This window comes from Streptomyces sioyaensis (assembly GCF_004122735.1).
GTDB classification, from domain to species: domain Bacteria; phylum Actinomycetota; class Actinomycetes; order Streptomycetales; family Streptomycetaceae; genus Streptomyces; species Streptomyces sioyaensis.
The window spans coordinates 22,385-38,228 of the sequence record NZ_SDIF01000002.1; the positions used below are offsets into that span (position 1 = coordinate 22,385).

Genomic DNA, 15,844 nt, shown 5'->3' on the forward strand with positions numbered 1-15,844 from the left:
ACGGTCACCGGGTCCGGGTGGCCACCACCAGCCGGCACCGCGGGCTGCCGTCCGGGCGCCGCCCGAGCTCCGGCAGAGCATGCAGCTCCACGTCGAATCCGGCCCGGGTCAGCTCCGCACGCACGTCGGCGAGCCGGAACGTCCGGTAGTACATGACGAAGCTCGGATGCCACAGCGCATTGCGGACCCGCATCGCCGCGTCGAACGCCAGCAGCGTCCAGTAGCCCCACGACCCCGGCCGGGCGGGAGCCGCGATCGGGAAGACGAACCGGCCGCCGGGGCGCAACACGGAGTGAACCTGGGCAAACAGCTCCGGTCGCTCGCGGGGCAGGAAATGCCCGAACGCGCCGAAGCTCACCGCGAGGTCGAAGACCGGCCCGAAGGGAAGGGCCCGGGCATCCGCGCGCACCCACTCGACCCGCGGTGCGGCCGCGGGCTCCCCTTCACGGGCCCGCCCCGCAGCGAGCATCCCCGCGCTGATGTCGACACCGGTGACCCGCTCCCGGCAGACCTGCCGCAGGACCCCCATGCCCGCGCCGGTCCCGCAGCACAGGTCGAGACCGCTGTCGAACGGCCCGAGCTCGTGCAGCGCGCGGGAAACGGGGGTCAGCACCGCATCGGGGGTCCGGAACGGAGTGCGGTCGAACTTCGGGGCGAGCAGGTCGTATCCGCGCTCGACGGAGGACAGCGCCTGGACGGCGAGCTCACGGAGGGTGGGGCCCTGAGGTGCAAACATCGTCCTCAGCATAGAGCCGGGCCGCGTCGGCCGCGCGGGGTGCGCCTGCCGCGCTCCGTATTGCCGGGCGGCGGCCGCGGCCCCGCATGACGTGGCCCCCGGTGAGATCACCGGGGGCCACGGTCACTTCGGTCGGCACGGTGCCGAGGTCGGCTTGCGCCTCGGCCGACACCTGTCCGCCGGGCGTCAGCCGCCGAAGCAGGGCGTACCGAAAGCGGGGTTGAGCGCCCCGATGACGCTGATGGTGTTGTTGCAGAGGTTGACCGGAACATGGACGGGGATCTGGATGGAATTGCCGGACACGATGCCGGGTGAGTCGAGTGCTTGCCCCGAGGCACCGCTGTCGGCGGTGGCCAGACCGGCGCCGCCGAGGATGAGGGCGCAGGTGCCGGCAGTGACGAGGACGCTCTTGATCCGGTGAGCCATCGATCCGTCTCCTTACTGGTGGAGGAGCGGCGGCTCCTGGCGTCGTCCCCTGAAGGCACCGGCGCCACGGCTGGGAGCCGCCCGTACAGGGCTGTCGTTCCCCGCCGGCTCGTCCTCCAGAGACGCCACGCCCGAAGAGCAGACTTTTAGGTGATATGGCCGCGGGTGTTGACGGCCGGGCGGACAACCGGGCGGGTGGCGGAACGAGTTGGCCGCGCCGTCCCGCCGGAGTCAGCATCCCGGTGTGAGCGGGCGGTCCCCGCGTCAGGCCGGGGCCGCGGGCAGCACATGGGCGCCCGTACGGTCGGTGCTCAGGCACAGCGAGCAGACCACCCCGTCATGGCTGGGGCAGGCGGCGAGGTCCGGTCGCTCGAATTCCTGCCGGCACACATGGCACGCGTAGGTGGCCGAGCTGGGGTTGCCGTCCGCGTCCAGCAGCGGGGCGTCGATCCCGTCCGTGGTGCGCCGCAGGTAGAACCGGCCCTTGGTCAGGACGGCCAGTAGTGGGGTGAGGACGAAGGCGATCAGCGCGGCCGCGACCGGTGAGTACGGCTGGAGGGCGTCCCCGAGCGCGTGGAAGTACAGCGCGATCGACAGGCCGGACGCGGCGGTGAAGGACACCACGCCGACGGGGTTGACCGCATAGAGCATGCCGCGGCGGAATTCGGGGGCCTGCGGGGAGAGTTTCAGCAGGTACTTGTTGACCATGATGTCGGTGGCGACGGTGACGATCCAGGCGATGGCGCAGTTGGAATAGAACCCGAGGATGTTGTTGAGGAAGCTGAACATGTCCGCTTCCATCAGCAGGAGCGCACAGGCCAGGTTGGCGAGGACGAACACCATCCGGCCCGGATAGTGCTTGGTGACCCGGGTGAACGAGTTCGTCCAGGCCAGCGAACCGGAGTAGGCGTTGGTCACGTTGATTTTGATCTGGCTGATCACGACCAGGACCACCGCCAGCGGGATGACCAGCCAGGTCGGCATCATGGCCGCGAAGGCGCCGGTGAACTGGTGGATCGGCTCGGTGGCCGAGGCCGGGCCCGCCGCGGCGAGGATGTAGACGGCGAGGAAGACGCCGATGGCCTGCTTGAGCGCACCGAGCACCACCCATCCGGGGCCGGCCAGTACCACGGCCGTCCACCATGTGCGCCGGTTCTGCTCCGTCTTGGGCGGCATGAAGCGCAGGTAGTCGACCTGTTCGCCGATCTGCGCGATCAGGGACAGGCACACGCCCGCGCCCAGCAGCACCGAGGCGGCGTCGATGCCGCGGCCGCCGTGGGAGCCCGTATACGACAGGAAGGTGTGCACCGTGCCGGGATCGGTGCTGACCAGATACAGCAGCGGCCCCACCATGAGCAGCAACCACAGGGGCGTCGTCCAGACCTGAAGCTTGCTCAGGGCCTTCATCCCGTAGATGACCAGCGGGATCACCATGCAGGTCGAGACCACATACCCCAGCCACAACGGCAGGCCGAGGCCCAGCTTCAGTCCCTGCGCCATGATCGAGCCTTCGAGGGCGAAGAAGATGAAGGTGAAGCTGGCGAAGATGACGCTGGTCAGGACCGAACCGTAGTAACCGAAGCCCGAGCCCCGGGTGATCAGGTCCAGGTCGATGTTGTAGCGCGCCGCGTAGTAGGCGAGGGGGAAGCCGGTGACGAAGATGACCACGGCGGCGACGAGGATCGCGGTCAGCGCGTTCGCGGTGCCATGGGCGAGCCCGATGCCCGCACCGATCGAGAAGTCGGCCATGTACGCGATGCCGCCCAGCGCGGTTGTCGCCACCACCATCGGTGTCCAACGGCGGTAACTGCGCGGCGCGAACCGGAGGGTGTAATCCTCCAGCGTTTCGTTGACCGCTCCGTCGGCGGATGCCTCGGTCTGCGGGGGGCGTCGGTCGCTGTCGGGGACTGTCAACGCATCGGGCCTTGAGTTCATGGCCGGGACAGTAGGCAGGGCGTGTTTCCCGCGTGGTCATCGCAGGTGAAGTGGGTGTTTCCGGCGGGGCGCGGAGCGCGGCCGCACCCGAGGTGGATGCCGTGCCCGGCGTCTGCCGGCAGGCGCCGGAGAGGCGGAATTCCCGCCGCGGTGGCTCCGGGCGGCCCTCGCCTCCGTACGCAGACGAAAGGCGTCATGCGGGCCACGGCTCCGTCTCTCCCGCCGCGGAGTGGGTAACCATAGGGACCCAGCGGCACCCGGCAACCGGGTGCACCGGCCGGCAGCCCGGATTCCCGTACTCACCCCGCAGGAGTCACCGTGACAGCGGACCGACACGGACACCCGATGAGCGACACCGGCACCGAGGCCGTGCTCCAGTACGAACAGGCCCTGGACGACCTGATGTTCTTCCGGCCCCGGGTCGCGGAGACGGCACGGTCGGTACTGGCCGCCTCCCCGCGGTCGACGATGGGGCAGGTGCTGGCCGCGTATCTGGGCGTGCTGGGAACCGAGGAGAAGGACGCGGCCGCGGCACGGGACGGCTTCCTCCGCTTCCGTTCCGGCCTGGACACCGAGCGGCTCACGACCCGGGAGCGGATGCATCTCGCCGCCGCGACGGCATGGCTGGACGGCGATCTGTACGGCGCCGGCCGCACCCTCGGTGAGCTCAGCATCGCCTTCCCGCGCGATGCGCTGGCGCTCTTCGCGGGCCACCAGCACGACTTCCTCACCGGGGACGCCCAGCGCCTCCGCGACCGCATCGGTGGAGCGCTCGACGCCTGGCCGGACGACGATCCGCAGCACGGGCCGCTGCTCGGTATGTACGCGTTCGGACTGGAGGAGTCCGGCCACTACGAACGCGCCGAGGAGGTCGGCCTGGCGGCTCTCGCGCAGCATCCGGGCGACGTGTGGGGGATCCACAGTGTGGTGCACACCTATGAGATGCGGGGGCGCTTCACGGACGGGATCCGCTTCCTCGACGCCCGTACGAAGGACTGGGCGGACGGCAGCCTGCTCACCGTCCACAACTGGTGGCACTACGCCCTCTTCACCCTGGAGTCCGGCGACACCGCCCGGGTGCTGGAGATCTACGACGCCGCCCTCCATCACGACCGGTCGGCGGGGGTGGCGATGGAACTGCTGGACGCCGCGGCCCTGTTGTGGCGCCTGTATCTGGCCGAGGAAGAACAGAGCGCACGATGGGCCCGGCTCGCGGACGCCTGGGAGAGCCGTTGCGACGGCCCGCACTACGCCTTCAACGACGCCCACGCGGTGATGGCGTATGTGGGGGCGGGCCGGATCGCGCGGGCACAGCGCCTGGTCGAGGAACGGGAGGACTGGCTGGCGGGGGAGCCCGGCGGCGCCAATGGTGCGATGACGGCCGGGATCGGCCTGCCCGTGTGCCGCGCACTGATCGCCTACGGACGGCAGGAGTACGGCCGGGCCGCCGATCTGCTGCTGCCCGTCCGACACCGGCTGAACGGCTTCGGCGGCAGCCACGCCCAGCGGGACGCGATCCAGCGGACCCTGGTCGAGGCCTCCCTGCGCGCGGGCCGCACCGAGCTGGCCGGAACCCTGCTCAGCGAACGGAGCCGGCTGCGCCCGGTCTGCCCGTACAACTGGTCCGCCAAGGCCCGGCTGGCGGAGCAGCTCGGCGACCCGGCGCGGGCCGCGGACGCCCGCCGGCGCGCCGTGGCGCAGGCATCGGCCTGAGCCCCCACAGGACCACCCCGGCCCGGGCGGGCAGCGCCCGCGCCGGCGTCGGCCCTGCCGCCCACACCTCCGCTTTCGCGACGCCGTGGCTCTTCTTCGGCCAAAAACAGACCGGCGCACAACGCCGTCACCGCTCCGCGCGTCCTACCGCACGCAATCGTGCTCAGAACTTCTCTGGAGGTAAAACATGCGACGGTGGGGGACAGTGGCGGCGGCGCTCGTGTTGGCGGGCGCCGGGGTGGCGGGCACGGCCGGTGTGGCCGGCGCCGCGACCGGGCCGGCGGGCAAGGCCGCGCCGTCCGCGGCCTGTTCGACCGTCTGGGGCAGCGGCAACAAGTCCGCCACGGACGCGAACGCCGCACCGCTCACGAACATCAGGACCGGACGCAACGCGTGCTACGACCGCATGGTCTTCGACATCGGCGGTGCCACCGCCAAGCTCGGCTACCACGTCGGCTACGTCGACGCGTTCCACCAGGACGGCTCGGGCGAGAAGATACCGGTCAAGGGCGGCGCCATTCTGCAGATCTATGTGTCCGCACCCAGCTATGACCCGGCGACCGGCAAGCAGACCTACCGCGGGTCGGCCGGCAAGTCGCTGCCGGGAGTGAACATCAGTGGCTACAAGACGTTCCGGGACACCAAGTTCGGGGCGAGCTTCGAAGGGCAGACCCAGGTCGGCCTGGGCGTCCGCGCCAAGCTTCCGTTCCGGGTGCTCCGGTCCGGCCACCAGCTGATCGTGGACGTCGCGCACGCCCGCTGACCCGACGGGGCACCAGGGCCACCTGGCCTTGCGCCGCCCTTGCCGGCATCCCGAGCTCCTCGGGGTGCCGGCGCCCTGGGCAGACCGCCCCGGCACCGGCGGCGCGTCCTGCTCGGATACGGAACTCGGCTACGCAGAAAAATACCCCGGACTGAATTGACAGCCGGGGTATTTCTCTGCGTATATTGGGGGCTTCTGTGTCTGCGTGAATTCACGACTGAAGCCTAACTTCTCAACCGAACTCTATCCGAGCGGAGCTGAATTGTCAAACGAGGAATTGCGGCGCGAGCAGGAATTCATGGATCTGCTCTATGAACGCCTCGCGGAAATGCGGACCGGCGCGGCGACGACGGTGTCCGAAGCCCTGCCGCGGGACGGCAACAACGCCCAGGCACGGCTGGAGCGCGATGTGCTGGTCGCCGAACAGTCCGGGCTGCTCGCCGCCTTCGACGCCGGCGAACACGGCCTGTGTTTCGGCCGGCTCCTCTTCCGTGACGGCCGGGACCACCACATCGGCCGCATCGGCATCCGGCGCGACGACCCGGAGCGCACCCCGCTGGTCATCGACTGGCGGGCCGAGGTCGCCCGGCCGTTCTACCTCGCCACCGGGCACACCCCCATGGGGCTGCGCCGCAGGCGTCACCTCACCACGGACGGCAGGCATGTCACCGCCCTGCACGACGAGATCCTGGACCTCGCCGACGCCGTACGCACCGGCCATGAAGGCAGCGACGCGGACGCCGTGTTGCTGGCCGCGCTCGACGCCGCGCGCAGCGGGCGGATGCACGACATCGTGCAGACCATCCAGGCCGAGCAGGACGCCATCATCCGTGCCCCGCACGACGGCGTCCTCGTCGTGGAGGGCGGGCCCGGCACCGGCAAGACCGTCGTCGCGCTGCACCGAGCCGCGTATCTGCTCTATGCGCACCGTGAACAACTGGCCCGCCGTGCCGTGCTGATCGTCGGCCCGAACCCGGCCTTCCTCAGCTACATCGGGGAGGTGCTGCCCGCGCTCGGCGAGACGGGCGTGCTGCTCGCCACGCCCGACGAGCTCTTCCCGGGCGTGACCGCCACGGGCACCGACACCGCCGAGGCCGCCGAGATCAAGGGCCGTGCGGCGATGGCGGATGCGCTGGCGGACTTCATACGGGACCGCCAGACCCTGCCCGACCCGGTGATCGTGATCGATCACGAGGACGGCGAACTCCGGCTGGACGCGGACCTCGTGCGCGCGGCACGCCGTCATGCCCGCGCCGCCGGCCTGCCGCACAACCTCGCCCGCCCGCACTTCGCGTTCCACGTCATCGACGCGCTCACCGCGCAGCTCACCGAACGGATCGGCGCGGACCCCTACGGCGGGCCGAACCTCCTCGGCCCCGACGACATCGCCCAGCTCGGCAAGGCCATCGCCGTCAGCCCCGAAGTGCACCGCGCCATCGAGGAGTTGTGGCCGGCACTCACCCCGCAGCAGCTGGTCGCCGACTTCCTCGCCGAGCCCGGCCATCTCCCCGACACCGACGCGGACACCATCCGGCGCACGTCCGGCGGCTGGACCCCCGCGGACATCCCTCTGCTGGACGAGGCCGCCGAGCTCCTCGGCGAGGACGACTCGGCCGCCCGCGCGGCCGCCGAGGCACAACGCCAGGAGGAGATCGCCTACGCCCAGGGCGTGCTCGACCTCACCTACGGTTCCCGCACCCAGGAGTTCGAGGACCGCGACGACGACGATTCGGAGGTCCTGGCCGCGCACGACCTGGTGGACGCCGAAGCGCTCGCCGACCGGCAGGAGGAGGCCGACCACCGCAGCGCCGCCGAACGCGCCGCGGCCGACCGCACCTGGGCCTTCGGCCACGTCATCGTCGACGAGGCGCAGGAGCTGTCCGCGATGGCCTGGCGGCTGTTGATGCGGCGCTGCCCGATCCGCTCGATGACCCTGGTCGGCGACCCGGCGCAGACCGCCGAACCGGGTGGCTGCGGCTCGTGGGAGTCGATCCTCGCACCGTACGTCGGTGACCGCTGGCACCATGTCAGGCTCGGCGTCAACTACCGTACGCCGACCGAGATCATGGACGTCGCGGCGCGGGTGCCCCGGTCCGCCGACCCCTCCTTCGCGGCGCCGCGGTCGATCCGGTCCACCGGCGTGCGTCCGTGGGCACGGTGCACCGACGACCTGGTCCGCGCGGTGGCCGAGACGGTGGCACGGGAGACGCCCGGGGAGGGGCGGCTCGCGGTGATCGCACCCGATTCCCGGTGCGCGGCCCTGTCCGCCGCCCTCCCGGACGCGGCCGCCGGGCCCGCCCCGGATCTGACCCGCCCGGTGGTGGTGCTCGGCCCCCGGCAGGCCAAGGGCCTGGAGTTCGACACCGTGATCGTGGTGGAACCGGCGGAGTTCGGGGCCAGCGACCTGTACGTCGCGCTCACCCGGGCGACACAACGGCTGGGCGTGCTCCACACCGAGCCGTTGCCGGCGGCGCTGGCGGAGCTGCCGACGGAGGCGGCCGCGGCGACCGTACGGTGACCACCGGAAGAGGGGCGCCGCATGACGACATGCCGCGCCCCTCAGGTCACTCGTTTTCTCCCGCTCGCTCCCGTGCGAGGCTCCGGTGGACCGCGGCGGAGATCCGGTACACCACGCACGGGCGCAGCGGGCCGTCGGCCAGGTCGGGATCGTCGAAGTCATCGGCCGGATCACGGGTCATCCCCAGGCGGCGCATCACCGCCTGGGAGCGGAGGTTGGTGGCGGTGGTGACGGCGAGGATCTCCGGCAGTCGGAGGGTCTCGAAACCGACGGCCAGCGCGGCGCGGCCGGCCTCGGTGGCGTAACCGTGTCCCCAGGCCGAGCGGGTCAGCCGCCAGCCGGCCTCCACGCCCGTGAACGGCAGGTCGTCGTCCACCGGATCCAGTCCGGTGAAGCCGATGAACTCTCCGGTCGCGCGCACCTCGACCGCCCACCACCCCCAGCCGCGCCGTTCGAGATCGGCCTGGAAGGCGGCGGCTCTTACCTCGCTCTGCTCGCGCGAGAGCACCTCGGGGAAGTGTGCCCGGACCTCGGGATCGGCGTTCATCGCCGCCCAGGGGGCGAGGTCGGACGCCCGCCACTCCCGGAGTATCAGCCGCTCGGTGCGCAGTTCAGACATCGCGCCAACGTAACCGGCTCCCGGCCGCGGGGCGAGCGGATATCCGGCCCCCGCACGGGCGCTCCTCGACGCCGTCCGATCACGGCGTCGAGGCTGCCCCGTACGGAACGGCGGCCGGGCCCGCTATTTGACCGAACCGGCCATGATGCCCTGCACGAAGTGCCGTTGGAAGGCGAAGAACACGATCAGCGGCACGATCAGGGACAGGAAGGCGCCGGGCGCCAGCACCCCGATGTTGCTGCCGAACTGCCTCATCTGCGACTGCAGGGCCACCGTCAGCGGCTGCGATTCGTTGTCGGCGAAGAGCAGGGCCACCAGCATGTCGTTCCAGACCCACAGGAACTGGAAGATGGCCAGGCTGGCGATGGCGGGGCGGCCCAGCGGCAGGACCAGCTGGGAGAAGATCCGCCACTCCCCGCCGCCGTCCATCCGGGCGGCCTCCAGCATCTCCTTGGGGATCTCCGCGAAGTAGTTGCGCAGCAGGAAGATGGCGAACGGCAGCCCGTAGGCGGTGTGGAACAGCACGACGCCGGGGATGGAGCCGAACAGCCCGAGTGCGCCGAACAGCTTGGCCACCGGCAGCAGACCGATCTGCACCGGCACCACCAGCATGGCGACCACCACCAGGAAGATCCAGTCGCGGCCGGGGAAGTCCATCCAGGCGAAGGCGTATCCGGCCAGCGCGGCGATCACCACGACGGCGAGGGTGGTGGGCACCGAGATCAGCACGGTGTTCCAGAACGCCTGGACGATGCCGGAGTCCTTCAGCAGCGTCGTGTAGTTGTCCAGCGAGAGCTGGCTGGGTGCGGTGAGCGCGGTCCACCAGCCGCTGCCGGCGTTCGCCTCCTCCGAGCGGAGGGAGGAGAGGAAGAGCCCGGCGGCGGGGGTGAGCCAGACCAGACCGATGACGAGCAGGAACAGCTGCATCACGCCGCGGCTGAGCCACTTCACCGGCCGTGCGGTCGCCCGCTTGCGGGGCACGGCGGTTCCCTGAGCGGTGGTCATGACTGGCTCCTGCGGAAACGTCGGATGTTGAGGGCCATGGCCGGGACCACCAGCAGGAGCAGCAGCACGCCGAGGGCGCTGCCGAGCCCCTGGTTGTTGCCGCCGCCGAAGGAGACCAGCCACATCTGCAGGGCCAGGACGTTGGCGTCCTGCTGTACGGGACCGGGGGCGATGATGTAGACGAGGTCGAAGACCTTCATCACGTTGATCACCATCGTCACGAACACCACGCCCAGGACCGGGCCGAGCAGCGGAACGGTGATCCTGCGGAAGACCTGCCACTCGTTGGCGCCGTCCATCCGGGCGGCCTCCAGCACGTCCCGTGGCATCGAGGAGAGCCCCGCGCCGATGAGGACGAGCGCGAAGCCGGTCCAGATCCACATGTACGCGCCGATGATGGCGGGTGTGATGAGGGCCGGGCCGAGCCAGGGGACGCCCCCGTACGGGGCGGCGAAATCCTTGGCGGGGAGCTGCACGGCGTAGGACCCCGGAGCCAGATGCGGCAGACGGTAGGAGCCGTCCGGGCCGGTGGTGGCCGTGGCCGCCACCTTGCCGTGGGAGTCGACCGCCTCGACGGTGAGCTTCGGCAGCCCGCGTTCAGCGCGGTCCACGGTGCCGGGGGTGCCGCCTCCGCCGGGCGTGAAGTCGAGGTAGACCACACCGCGCAGTTCGTCGCTGCCCGCCGGGGACTTGGCGGCCGGTGCGGCGGGGCGTGCCGTCGACGGCATGTCCTTGGGCGCGACACCGACGAGGCCGAGGTTGGCGATGTGGCCCGGGCCGGTGCGGTGCGTCGTGCGGTAGGAGCCGTCGTGCCCCTTGGTCAGCTGCTTGTCGCCGAGGCGTGCCTTGGCGGTCGGGAAGGAGGCGGACTGCCCCTGGAACTGGTCGTGGATGCCGACGGCGACCGCGTTGAGCACGCCGCGCTGCGGATCCTGCTCGTAGGTGAGCCGGAAGATGATGCCCGCGGCGAGGAACGAGATCGCCATCGGCATGAACATCAGCAGCTTGAACGCCGTCTTCCAGCGGATCTTCTCGGTCAGTACGGCGAGCACCAGGCCGAGTCCGGTCAGCAGCGCGGGGGCGAAGACCACCCAGATCGCGCTGTTGCGGATGGCCCGGAGCGTGGCCGGGTCCTGGAACATCGCGGTGTAGTTGTCGGCCCCGACGAAGGTGTTCCCGGAGGCGTCGTACATGCTGCGGACGACCGAGAACACGATGGGGTACGCCACGAGGGCGCCCAGCAACAACAGTGCGGGCAACAGGAATATCGCGGCGATCCGCCGGCGGCGCCGGACGGAGCGCCGCACGGCGGCGGCACCGGAACTGCCGGGTGCGCCGTGAGGCGGGTGGGGCGCGGTGCCGCGCGCCTGGGCGGGCGGCACCGCGCGGGAGGTGACAGGCATGGATCTGGCCTTGGTCCTTACTTTCCGTACGCCTTGGCCGCGGCGGCCTCAAGCTTGCGGGCGGTCGCCGTGGGGTCCGAGGGGTCGCGCAGGAAGTCCTGCAGCAGCTTCCATTCGCCGGCTCCCTGGGTGCCGCCGAAGGCCGCGGGCGCCTGGTCCGACATGTCGAAGCGGACGGAGTTCCCGGCGTCGGTCAGCGACTGGGCGGCGTTGCGGGTGACCTCGTCGTGGTACGCGTCCGCCGGGACCTTCTTGTTGGGCGAGATGTAGCCGCCGGCCTTGGCCCAGACGCTGGCCGCCTCCGGGCTCGCCAGGTACTTCACCAGCTCCATCGCGGCCTTCTTGTTCTTGCCGGCCTTGAGCACCACGGCGGCGTCACCGCCGCTGACCACCGGCGCCTTGCCGCCGTCGACGGCCGGGAACGGGTAGAACTTGGCGTCCTTGCCGACCTGCTTGTGGAGCTCGTCGGTGACCAGGGCGCTGACGAAGTCACCCTCGTACACCGAGGCCGCCTTCGGGTTCGGGCCGAAGACCTGCTGGACGGACTCGGGGAAGTCGGTGCGCAGCGCGCCCGATCCGCCGCCGGCCACCAGGTTCTTGTCGCCGAACAGCTTGCCGAGCGCGGTGAGCGCCTTGACCACGCTGGGGTCCGTCCACGGGATCTTGTGGGCGGCGAGCTTGTCGTACTTGTCCTGGCCGGCCTGGGACAGATAGATGTTCTCGAACCAGTCGGTGAGCGGCCAGCCGGCCTCGCCCGCGACGGCGAACGCCGGCAGGCCCGAGTCGGAGAGTGTCCGGCCCGACTTCAGCATCTCGTCGTACGTCTTCGCGGGCTTGACCCCGGCCTGGGAGTAGGCCTCCGGGCTGTACCAGACGGTCGACTTGTGCGAGGCCTTGAAGTACAGGCCGTAGTAGGTCTTGCCGACCGTGCCGTAGTCCTTCCACACCTTGGCGTAGTTCTGGCTGGCCGCGGCGGAGACCGCCGGCGACAGGGGCGCCAGCCAGCCCTTCTTGGCGAACTGCTGGAGCACGCCGACCTGGGGGACCATCACCACGTCGGGGGCGTTGCCGCCCTCGACCTGGCTGCCGATGACCGTGGAGACGTTGTCGCCGGTGGAGGTGAAGCTGACCTTCGCGCCGGTCTTCTGGGAGAACGCGTCCAGGACCTTCTTGAAGTTCTGCTGTTCCACACCGGTCCAGACGCCGGCCACGGTCACGTTCTGGCCGTTGAGCTCCTGCTTGCCGCCTCCGGCGGACACTCCGCCGCCGCATGCGGTCGCGGAGAGCGCCAGGCCGAGCACGGCCGCGCCGGAGACGGCGATGCGGGTGTGTCGTACTGCGGGTCGTCTCATGGTGGGTTCCCTTCGGGAGGACTGCGGGGGGGGGACGGGGGGTGGAGCTATTGGGCCTCGGGAGCGTGCATCCACCAGGCGGCGGTGGAACCGGGGAGCGTGCCCGCCGGGCAGTCGCCGCTCGCGAGAAGGGGGAGCCCCGGTGCGGGGGCGGATACCGGCTCGGTGCCGAAGTTGACGGCACAGACCAGGCCGTCACCGCGGACGAACGCCAGCACCTGGGACGGGGAGTCCAGCCAGCGCAGCGTGCCTTCGCCGAGTTGGGGGAGGCTGCGGCGCAGCTGCAGCCCCTCGCGGTACAGGTGCCAGAACGAGCGGGTGTCGGCCAGCGCCCGGTCCGTGGCGTGCTCGGCGAACCAGGCGGGCTGCGGCAGCCAGGGCCGGGCCGCGTCGGTCCCGCTCGTGAAGCCGAACGGCGAGGCGTGGCCCGACCAGGGCAGCGGCACCCGGCAGCCGTCGCGGATGTGCTGCCGGCTGCCCGTACGGTGGTAGATCGGGTCGGTGAGGACCTCGTCCGGCAGGTCGACGACCTCCGGCAGGCCCAGCTCCTCGCCCTGATAGACGTACGCCGCGCCGGGCAGCGCCAGCATCAGCAGCGCGGCGGCCCGGGCGCGCGCCGGGCCCAACCCGCCCCCGGGCCCGGCGGCGATCCCCTCCACGCCGCCGCCGGGCTCGGTTGCATAGCGGGTGACGGTCCGGACCTGGTCGTGGTTGTTGAGCACCCAGGTGACCGTGGAGCCGGTGCCCGCGATGTCGGTCAGCGCCTCGGTGATCACCCGGCGGAAGGTGTCGACGTCCCAGCGCGCGGTCAGCAGGTGGAAGAAGAACGCCTGGTGGAGTTCGTCGGGCCGGACGTACGCGGCCTGCTCGCTCGGCGTCCGTACGGAGACCTCGCCGACCAGCAGCCGGTCGCGGCCGTCGCGGGCCGTGTACTCCTCGCACAGTGCGCGCCAGTCGCGCCACACCTGGTGCACCTCGGGCTGGTTCCACGCCAGCGGGTTGACCGAGTCGCGGGTGCGCTCATCGGCCGCCGGGTCGGGGGAGTCGGGCAGCTCGGGGTGCTTGAACAGCCCCGCGGCCACATCGATCCGGAAGCCGTCGACCCCGCGGTCCAGCCAGAAGCGCAGCACGTCCTCGAAGTCGGCGGCCACGGCCGGGTTGCGCCAGTTCAGATCGGGCTGCTCGGGCGTGAACATGTGGAGGTACCACTGGCCCGTCGGAGCCTCGGAAGCGGAACCGGCCTCCTTGACGCGGGACCAGGCGGGGCCGCCGAACATCGCCCGCCAGTTGTTGGGCGGCAGCTCACCGTCCACACCGCGCCCGTCGGCGAAGTGGAACAGCGACCGTGCCGGGCTGCCGGGGCCGTCCGCCAGGGCGGCGCGGAACCACGGGTGCTCGCTGGAGCAGTGGTTGGGGACGATGTCCAGGAGCACCTTCAGACCCAGCCGGTGGGCGTCGGCCACCAGGCGGTCGAATTCGGCGAGGTCGCCGTAGACCGGGTCGACATCGCGGTAGTCGGCGACGTCATAGCCGTGGTCGTGCTGCGGCGAGGGGTAGCAGGGGCTGAGCCAGATGCCGTCCACGCCGAGCTTCTTGAGGTACGGCAGTCCGGTGCGGACACCGGCCAGATCGCCGATCCCGTCGCCGGTGGTGTCGAGGAAGCTGCGGACGTAGACCTGGTAGATGACCGCATCGCGCCACCAGTGCCGGGCGGTGTCCCCGGAGTCGGCCGAGGGCGCGGCGGAAGCCGGACCGGGGAGCGAGGGGGAGGGCGTGGAGTCGGCCGAGGAGCCGTTCCCTGCCGTGGCTATGAGCATCTGCCGTGATCCCGTTCTTGCCTGGGCATGCCGTGCGGCTGCATTTCGCTGTTATGCATGCATGTTAAGTAGGCATGACTTTTCGATGTCAACGAAATGGACGAAACTCGGTGCGAGATGCCCGAATTTGTGGGGGATTGGGATGCCAGGCTGTACCTAACAAGTAAGTACGAGCGGGGTGGCGGTGACTCGGAGAGGTCAGCCGCGGTCGACGAGGGCGCCCAGCTCGCGCGTCAGCCGCGCGACGGTGGCCGAGGTGCTCCGCCGGTGGAGCAGCGCATCGTGCATGACCGCCTGCACCGCCAGGCTCACCTGGTCGTACTGCGGGCTCTTCAGACGCGGTTTGGCCGCCAGCACGGCGCGCTGGAGCGTCGGGAGATACGGGAAGCGCCGCACCAGCGCCGGATCCGTATACAGATCGGCCCACACCGGAGGCAGCGCTCCCTTGGTCAGCACCTGGCGCTGGACCGGCTCGGACGTCAGATAGGAGATCAGCTCGGCGGCCGTCTTCTGATGCCGGGAGTTGGCGTTGACCGCCAGATTGGAGCCGCCCAGCGCGCTGGAGCCCGGCCCGTCGGGACCCGGCAGCGGCACCGCGCCGAACTTCCCCGCCACCTTGGAGGAGGGGGCGTTGCCCAGCGCGTACGCGTACGGCCAGTTGCGCAGGAACAACAGCCGGCCGTCCTGGAAGGCCTTGCGGGACTCCTCCTCCTTGTAGGACAGCGCCCGCTGCGGGATCCAGCCCTCGCGCACCCCGTCCAGCAGGAACGACAGCCCCCGGCGGGCCGCGGGGGAGTTCACCGTCACCCGCGCGCCCTCACCCCCGAGCACCGTGCCGCCCGCCGACTGGACGGCCTCCACGACATTGGCGGTCAGCCCCTCGTACGGCAGGAACTGACCCGCATAGCCGTCCAGCCCGTACTTGGGCGCGACCGTCTTCGCCAGCTGCCTCAACTCGGCCCAGGTGCGCGGCGGCCGCGCACCCTCCCGGTCGAGCACGTCCTTGCGGTAGTAGAGCAGTCCCGCATTGGTCACGTACGGGACCGCGTAGAGCCGGCCGCGGAAGGTGGCGGTGTCCACCACGGGAGGAAGGAAGTGCCGGAGCGGGAACTGCGCGCCGTCCATCGGCTTGATCCAGCCCGCGGCCGCGAACTCCGACGTCCAGGCCACATCGATGTTGAGCACGTCGAAGCGGGAGCTGTGCGAGCGCAGCTCGGTGACCATCTGGGCGCGCACCTCGTCGGCCGCGTCCGGCAGTTCGACCAGGGTCACCTTTTCGCGCGGGTGCCGGTCGTTCCAGCCGTCGAGGACCCCGCGGAGATAGCCCGTGAGGTCGCCGCCCGTCACCAGGGTGAGGGGACCGCGCCCGTCCGAGTCGTCGGCCCGCTCCCCGGCCCGGGCTCCGGTGCTGCCCGCCAACAACAGGCAGCAGATGAGCAGGGCCCGTCCCGCGGCATGCTTCCACCGCATGGGCTCCTCCTCACACCAGGCGTCGACGGACACGGACCGACAGCCCGCCCCATGTATACCTGTTAGCCATGCGGGATACTAGATGCT

General features: G+C 70.8%; 12 protein-coding genes. 3 read left to right on the forward strand and 9 right to left on the reverse strand.

All coding sequences use genetic code 11. From position 1 onward, the window contains the following. Positions 1–4: 4 nt before the first annotated feature. The 3 genes from EST54_RS00925 to EST54_RS00935 all read right to left on the reverse strand — a co-directional run bounded on the left by EST54_RS00925 (position 5) and on the right by EST54_RS00935 (position 3,097). On the reverse strand, positions 5–736 hold the full coding sequence (locus EST54_RS00925; protein WP_129243785.1) for a class I SAM-dependent methyltransferase: 732 nt from the start codon (positions 734–736) through the stop codon (positions 5–7). 186 nt (positions 737–922) lie between these two features. After that, positions 923–1,162: a chaplin gene (locus EST54_RS00930; protein WP_129243788.1), complete on the reverse strand. Its 240-nt coding sequence runs from the start codon at positions 1,160–1,162 to the stop codon at positions 923–925. A 264-nt stretch (positions 1,163–1,426) separates the two neighbouring features. Next, on the reverse strand, positions 1,427–3,097 hold the full coding sequence (locus EST54_RS00935; RefSeq protein ID WP_239013582.1) for a purine-cytosine permease family protein: 1,671 nt from the start codon (positions 3,095–3,097) through the stop codon (positions 1,427–1,429). A gap of 318 nt (positions 3,098–3,415) precedes the next feature. Here EST54_RS00935 and EST54_RS00940 point away from each other — a divergent pair, with 318 nt between their 5' ends. The 3 genes from EST54_RS00940 (at position 3,416) to EST54_RS00950 (ending at position 8,091) form a co-directional block, all read left to right on the forward strand. Beyond that, positions 3,416–4,810: a tetratricopeptide repeat protein gene (locus EST54_RS00940; protein WP_129243790.1), complete on the forward strand. Its 1,395-nt coding sequence runs from the start codon at positions 3,416–3,418 to the stop codon at positions 4,808–4,810. 187 nt (positions 4,811–4,997) lie between these two features. Continuing rightward, entirely contained in the window at positions 4,998–5,573 is a 576-nt protein-coding gene (locus EST54_RS00945) for an AMIN-like domain-containing (lipo)protein (protein WP_174857367.1), read from the forward strand. Between the two features lie 298 nt (positions 5,574–5,871). After that, positions 5,872–8,091, forward strand: coding sequence for a HelD family protein (locus tag EST54_RS00950; RefSeq protein WP_239013606.1), 2,220 nt, complete (start codon positions 5,872–5,874; stop codon positions 8,089–8,091). A gap of 46 nt (positions 8,092–8,137) precedes the next feature. Here the strand turns inward: EST54_RS00950 and EST54_RS00955 are convergent, their stop codons facing one another. From EST54_RS00955 to EST54_RS00980, 6 genes are all read right to left on the reverse strand, one after another. Beyond that, positions 8,138–8,710, reverse strand: a complete 573-nt coding sequence (locus tag EST54_RS00955) for a GNAT family N-acetyltransferase (RefSeq protein ID WP_129243794.1) — start codon at positions 8,708–8,710, stop codon at positions 8,138–8,140. Between the two features lie 123 nt (positions 8,711–8,833). Then, positions 8,834–9,637: a carbohydrate ABC transporter permease gene (locus tag EST54_RS00960; protein WP_129244080.1), complete on the reverse strand. Its 804-nt coding sequence runs from the start codon at positions 9,635–9,637 to the stop codon at positions 8,834–8,836. Positions 9,638–9,711: 74 nt separating this feature from the next. Then, a complete protein-coding gene (locus EST54_RS00965; RefSeq protein ID WP_129243797.1) occupies positions 9,712–11,118 on the reverse strand; it encodes an ABC transporter permease in 1,407 nt (468 codons plus the stop codon). Between the two features lie 17 nt (positions 11,119–11,135). After that, positions 11,136–12,470 carry an ABC transporter substrate-binding protein gene (locus EST54_RS00970; RefSeq protein WP_129243800.1) on the reverse strand — a complete coding sequence of 445 codons (1,335 nt, stop codon included), beginning with the start codon at positions 12,468–12,470 and terminating at the stop codon, positions 11,136–11,138. A 47-nt stretch (positions 12,471–12,517) separates the two neighbouring features. Next, positions 12,518–14,287 (reverse strand): glycoside hydrolase family 13 protein, encoded by a 1,770-nt coding sequence (locus EST54_RS00975; protein WP_129243803.1) that lies wholly within the window; start codon positions 14,285–14,287, stop codon positions 12,518–12,520. Positions 14,288–14,485: 198 nt separating this feature from the next. After that, positions 14,486–15,757: an ABC transporter substrate-binding protein gene (locus EST54_RS00980; protein WP_129243806.1), complete on the reverse strand. Its 1,272-nt coding sequence runs from the start codon at positions 15,755–15,757 to the stop codon at positions 14,486–14,488. Positions 15,758–15,844 lie beyond the last annotated feature (87 nt).

What these genes read in the sequence shown, in the direction of transcription:
- EST54_RS00960 (WP_129244080.1), bottom strand. Translation starts at nt 9,637, where the DNA reads ATGCAGCTGTTCCTGCTCGTCATCGGTCTGGTCTGGCTCACCCCCGCC.
- EST54_RS00930 (WP_129243788.1), bottom strand. Translation starts at nt 1,162, where the DNA reads ATGGCTCACCGGATCAAGAGCGTCCTCGTCACTGCCGGCACCTGCGCC.
- EST54_RS00935 (WP_239013582.1), bottom strand. Translation starts at nt 3,097, where the DNA reads ATGAACTCAAGGCCCGATGCGTTGACAGTCCCCGACAGCGACCGACGC.
- EST54_RS00925 (WP_129243785.1), bottom strand. Translation starts at nt 736, where the DNA reads ATGTTTGCACCTCAGGGCCCCACCCTCCGTGAGCTCGCCGTCCAGGCG.
- EST54_RS00945 (WP_174857367.1), top strand. Translation starts at nt 4,998, where the DNA reads ATGCGACGGTGGGGGACAGTGGCGGCGGCGCTCGTGTTGGCGGGCGCC.
- EST54_RS00950 (WP_239013606.1), top strand. Translation starts at nt 5,872, where the DNA reads ATGGATCTGCTCTATGAACGCCTCGCGGAAATGCGGACCGGCGCGGCG.
- EST54_RS00955 (WP_129243794.1), bottom strand. Translation starts at nt 8,710, where the DNA reads ATGTCTGAACTGCGCACCGAGCGGCTGATACTCCGGGAGTGGCGGGCG.
- EST54_RS00970 (WP_129243800.1), bottom strand. Translation starts at nt 12,470, where the DNA reads ATGAGACGACCCGCAGTACGACACACCCGCATCGCCGTCTCCGGCGCG.
- EST54_RS00980 (WP_129243806.1), bottom strand. Translation starts at nt 15,757, where the DNA reads ATGCGGTGGAAGCATGCCGCGGGACGGGCCCTGCTCATCTGCTGCCTG.
- EST54_RS00965 (WP_129243797.1), bottom strand. Translation starts at nt 11,118, where the DNA reads ATGCCTGTCACCTCCCGCGCGGTGCCGCCCGCCCAGGCGCGCGGCACC.
- EST54_RS00975 (WP_129243803.1), bottom strand. Translation starts at nt 14,287, where the DNA reads ATGCTCATAGCCACGGCAGGGAACGGCTCCTCGGCCGACTCCACGCCC.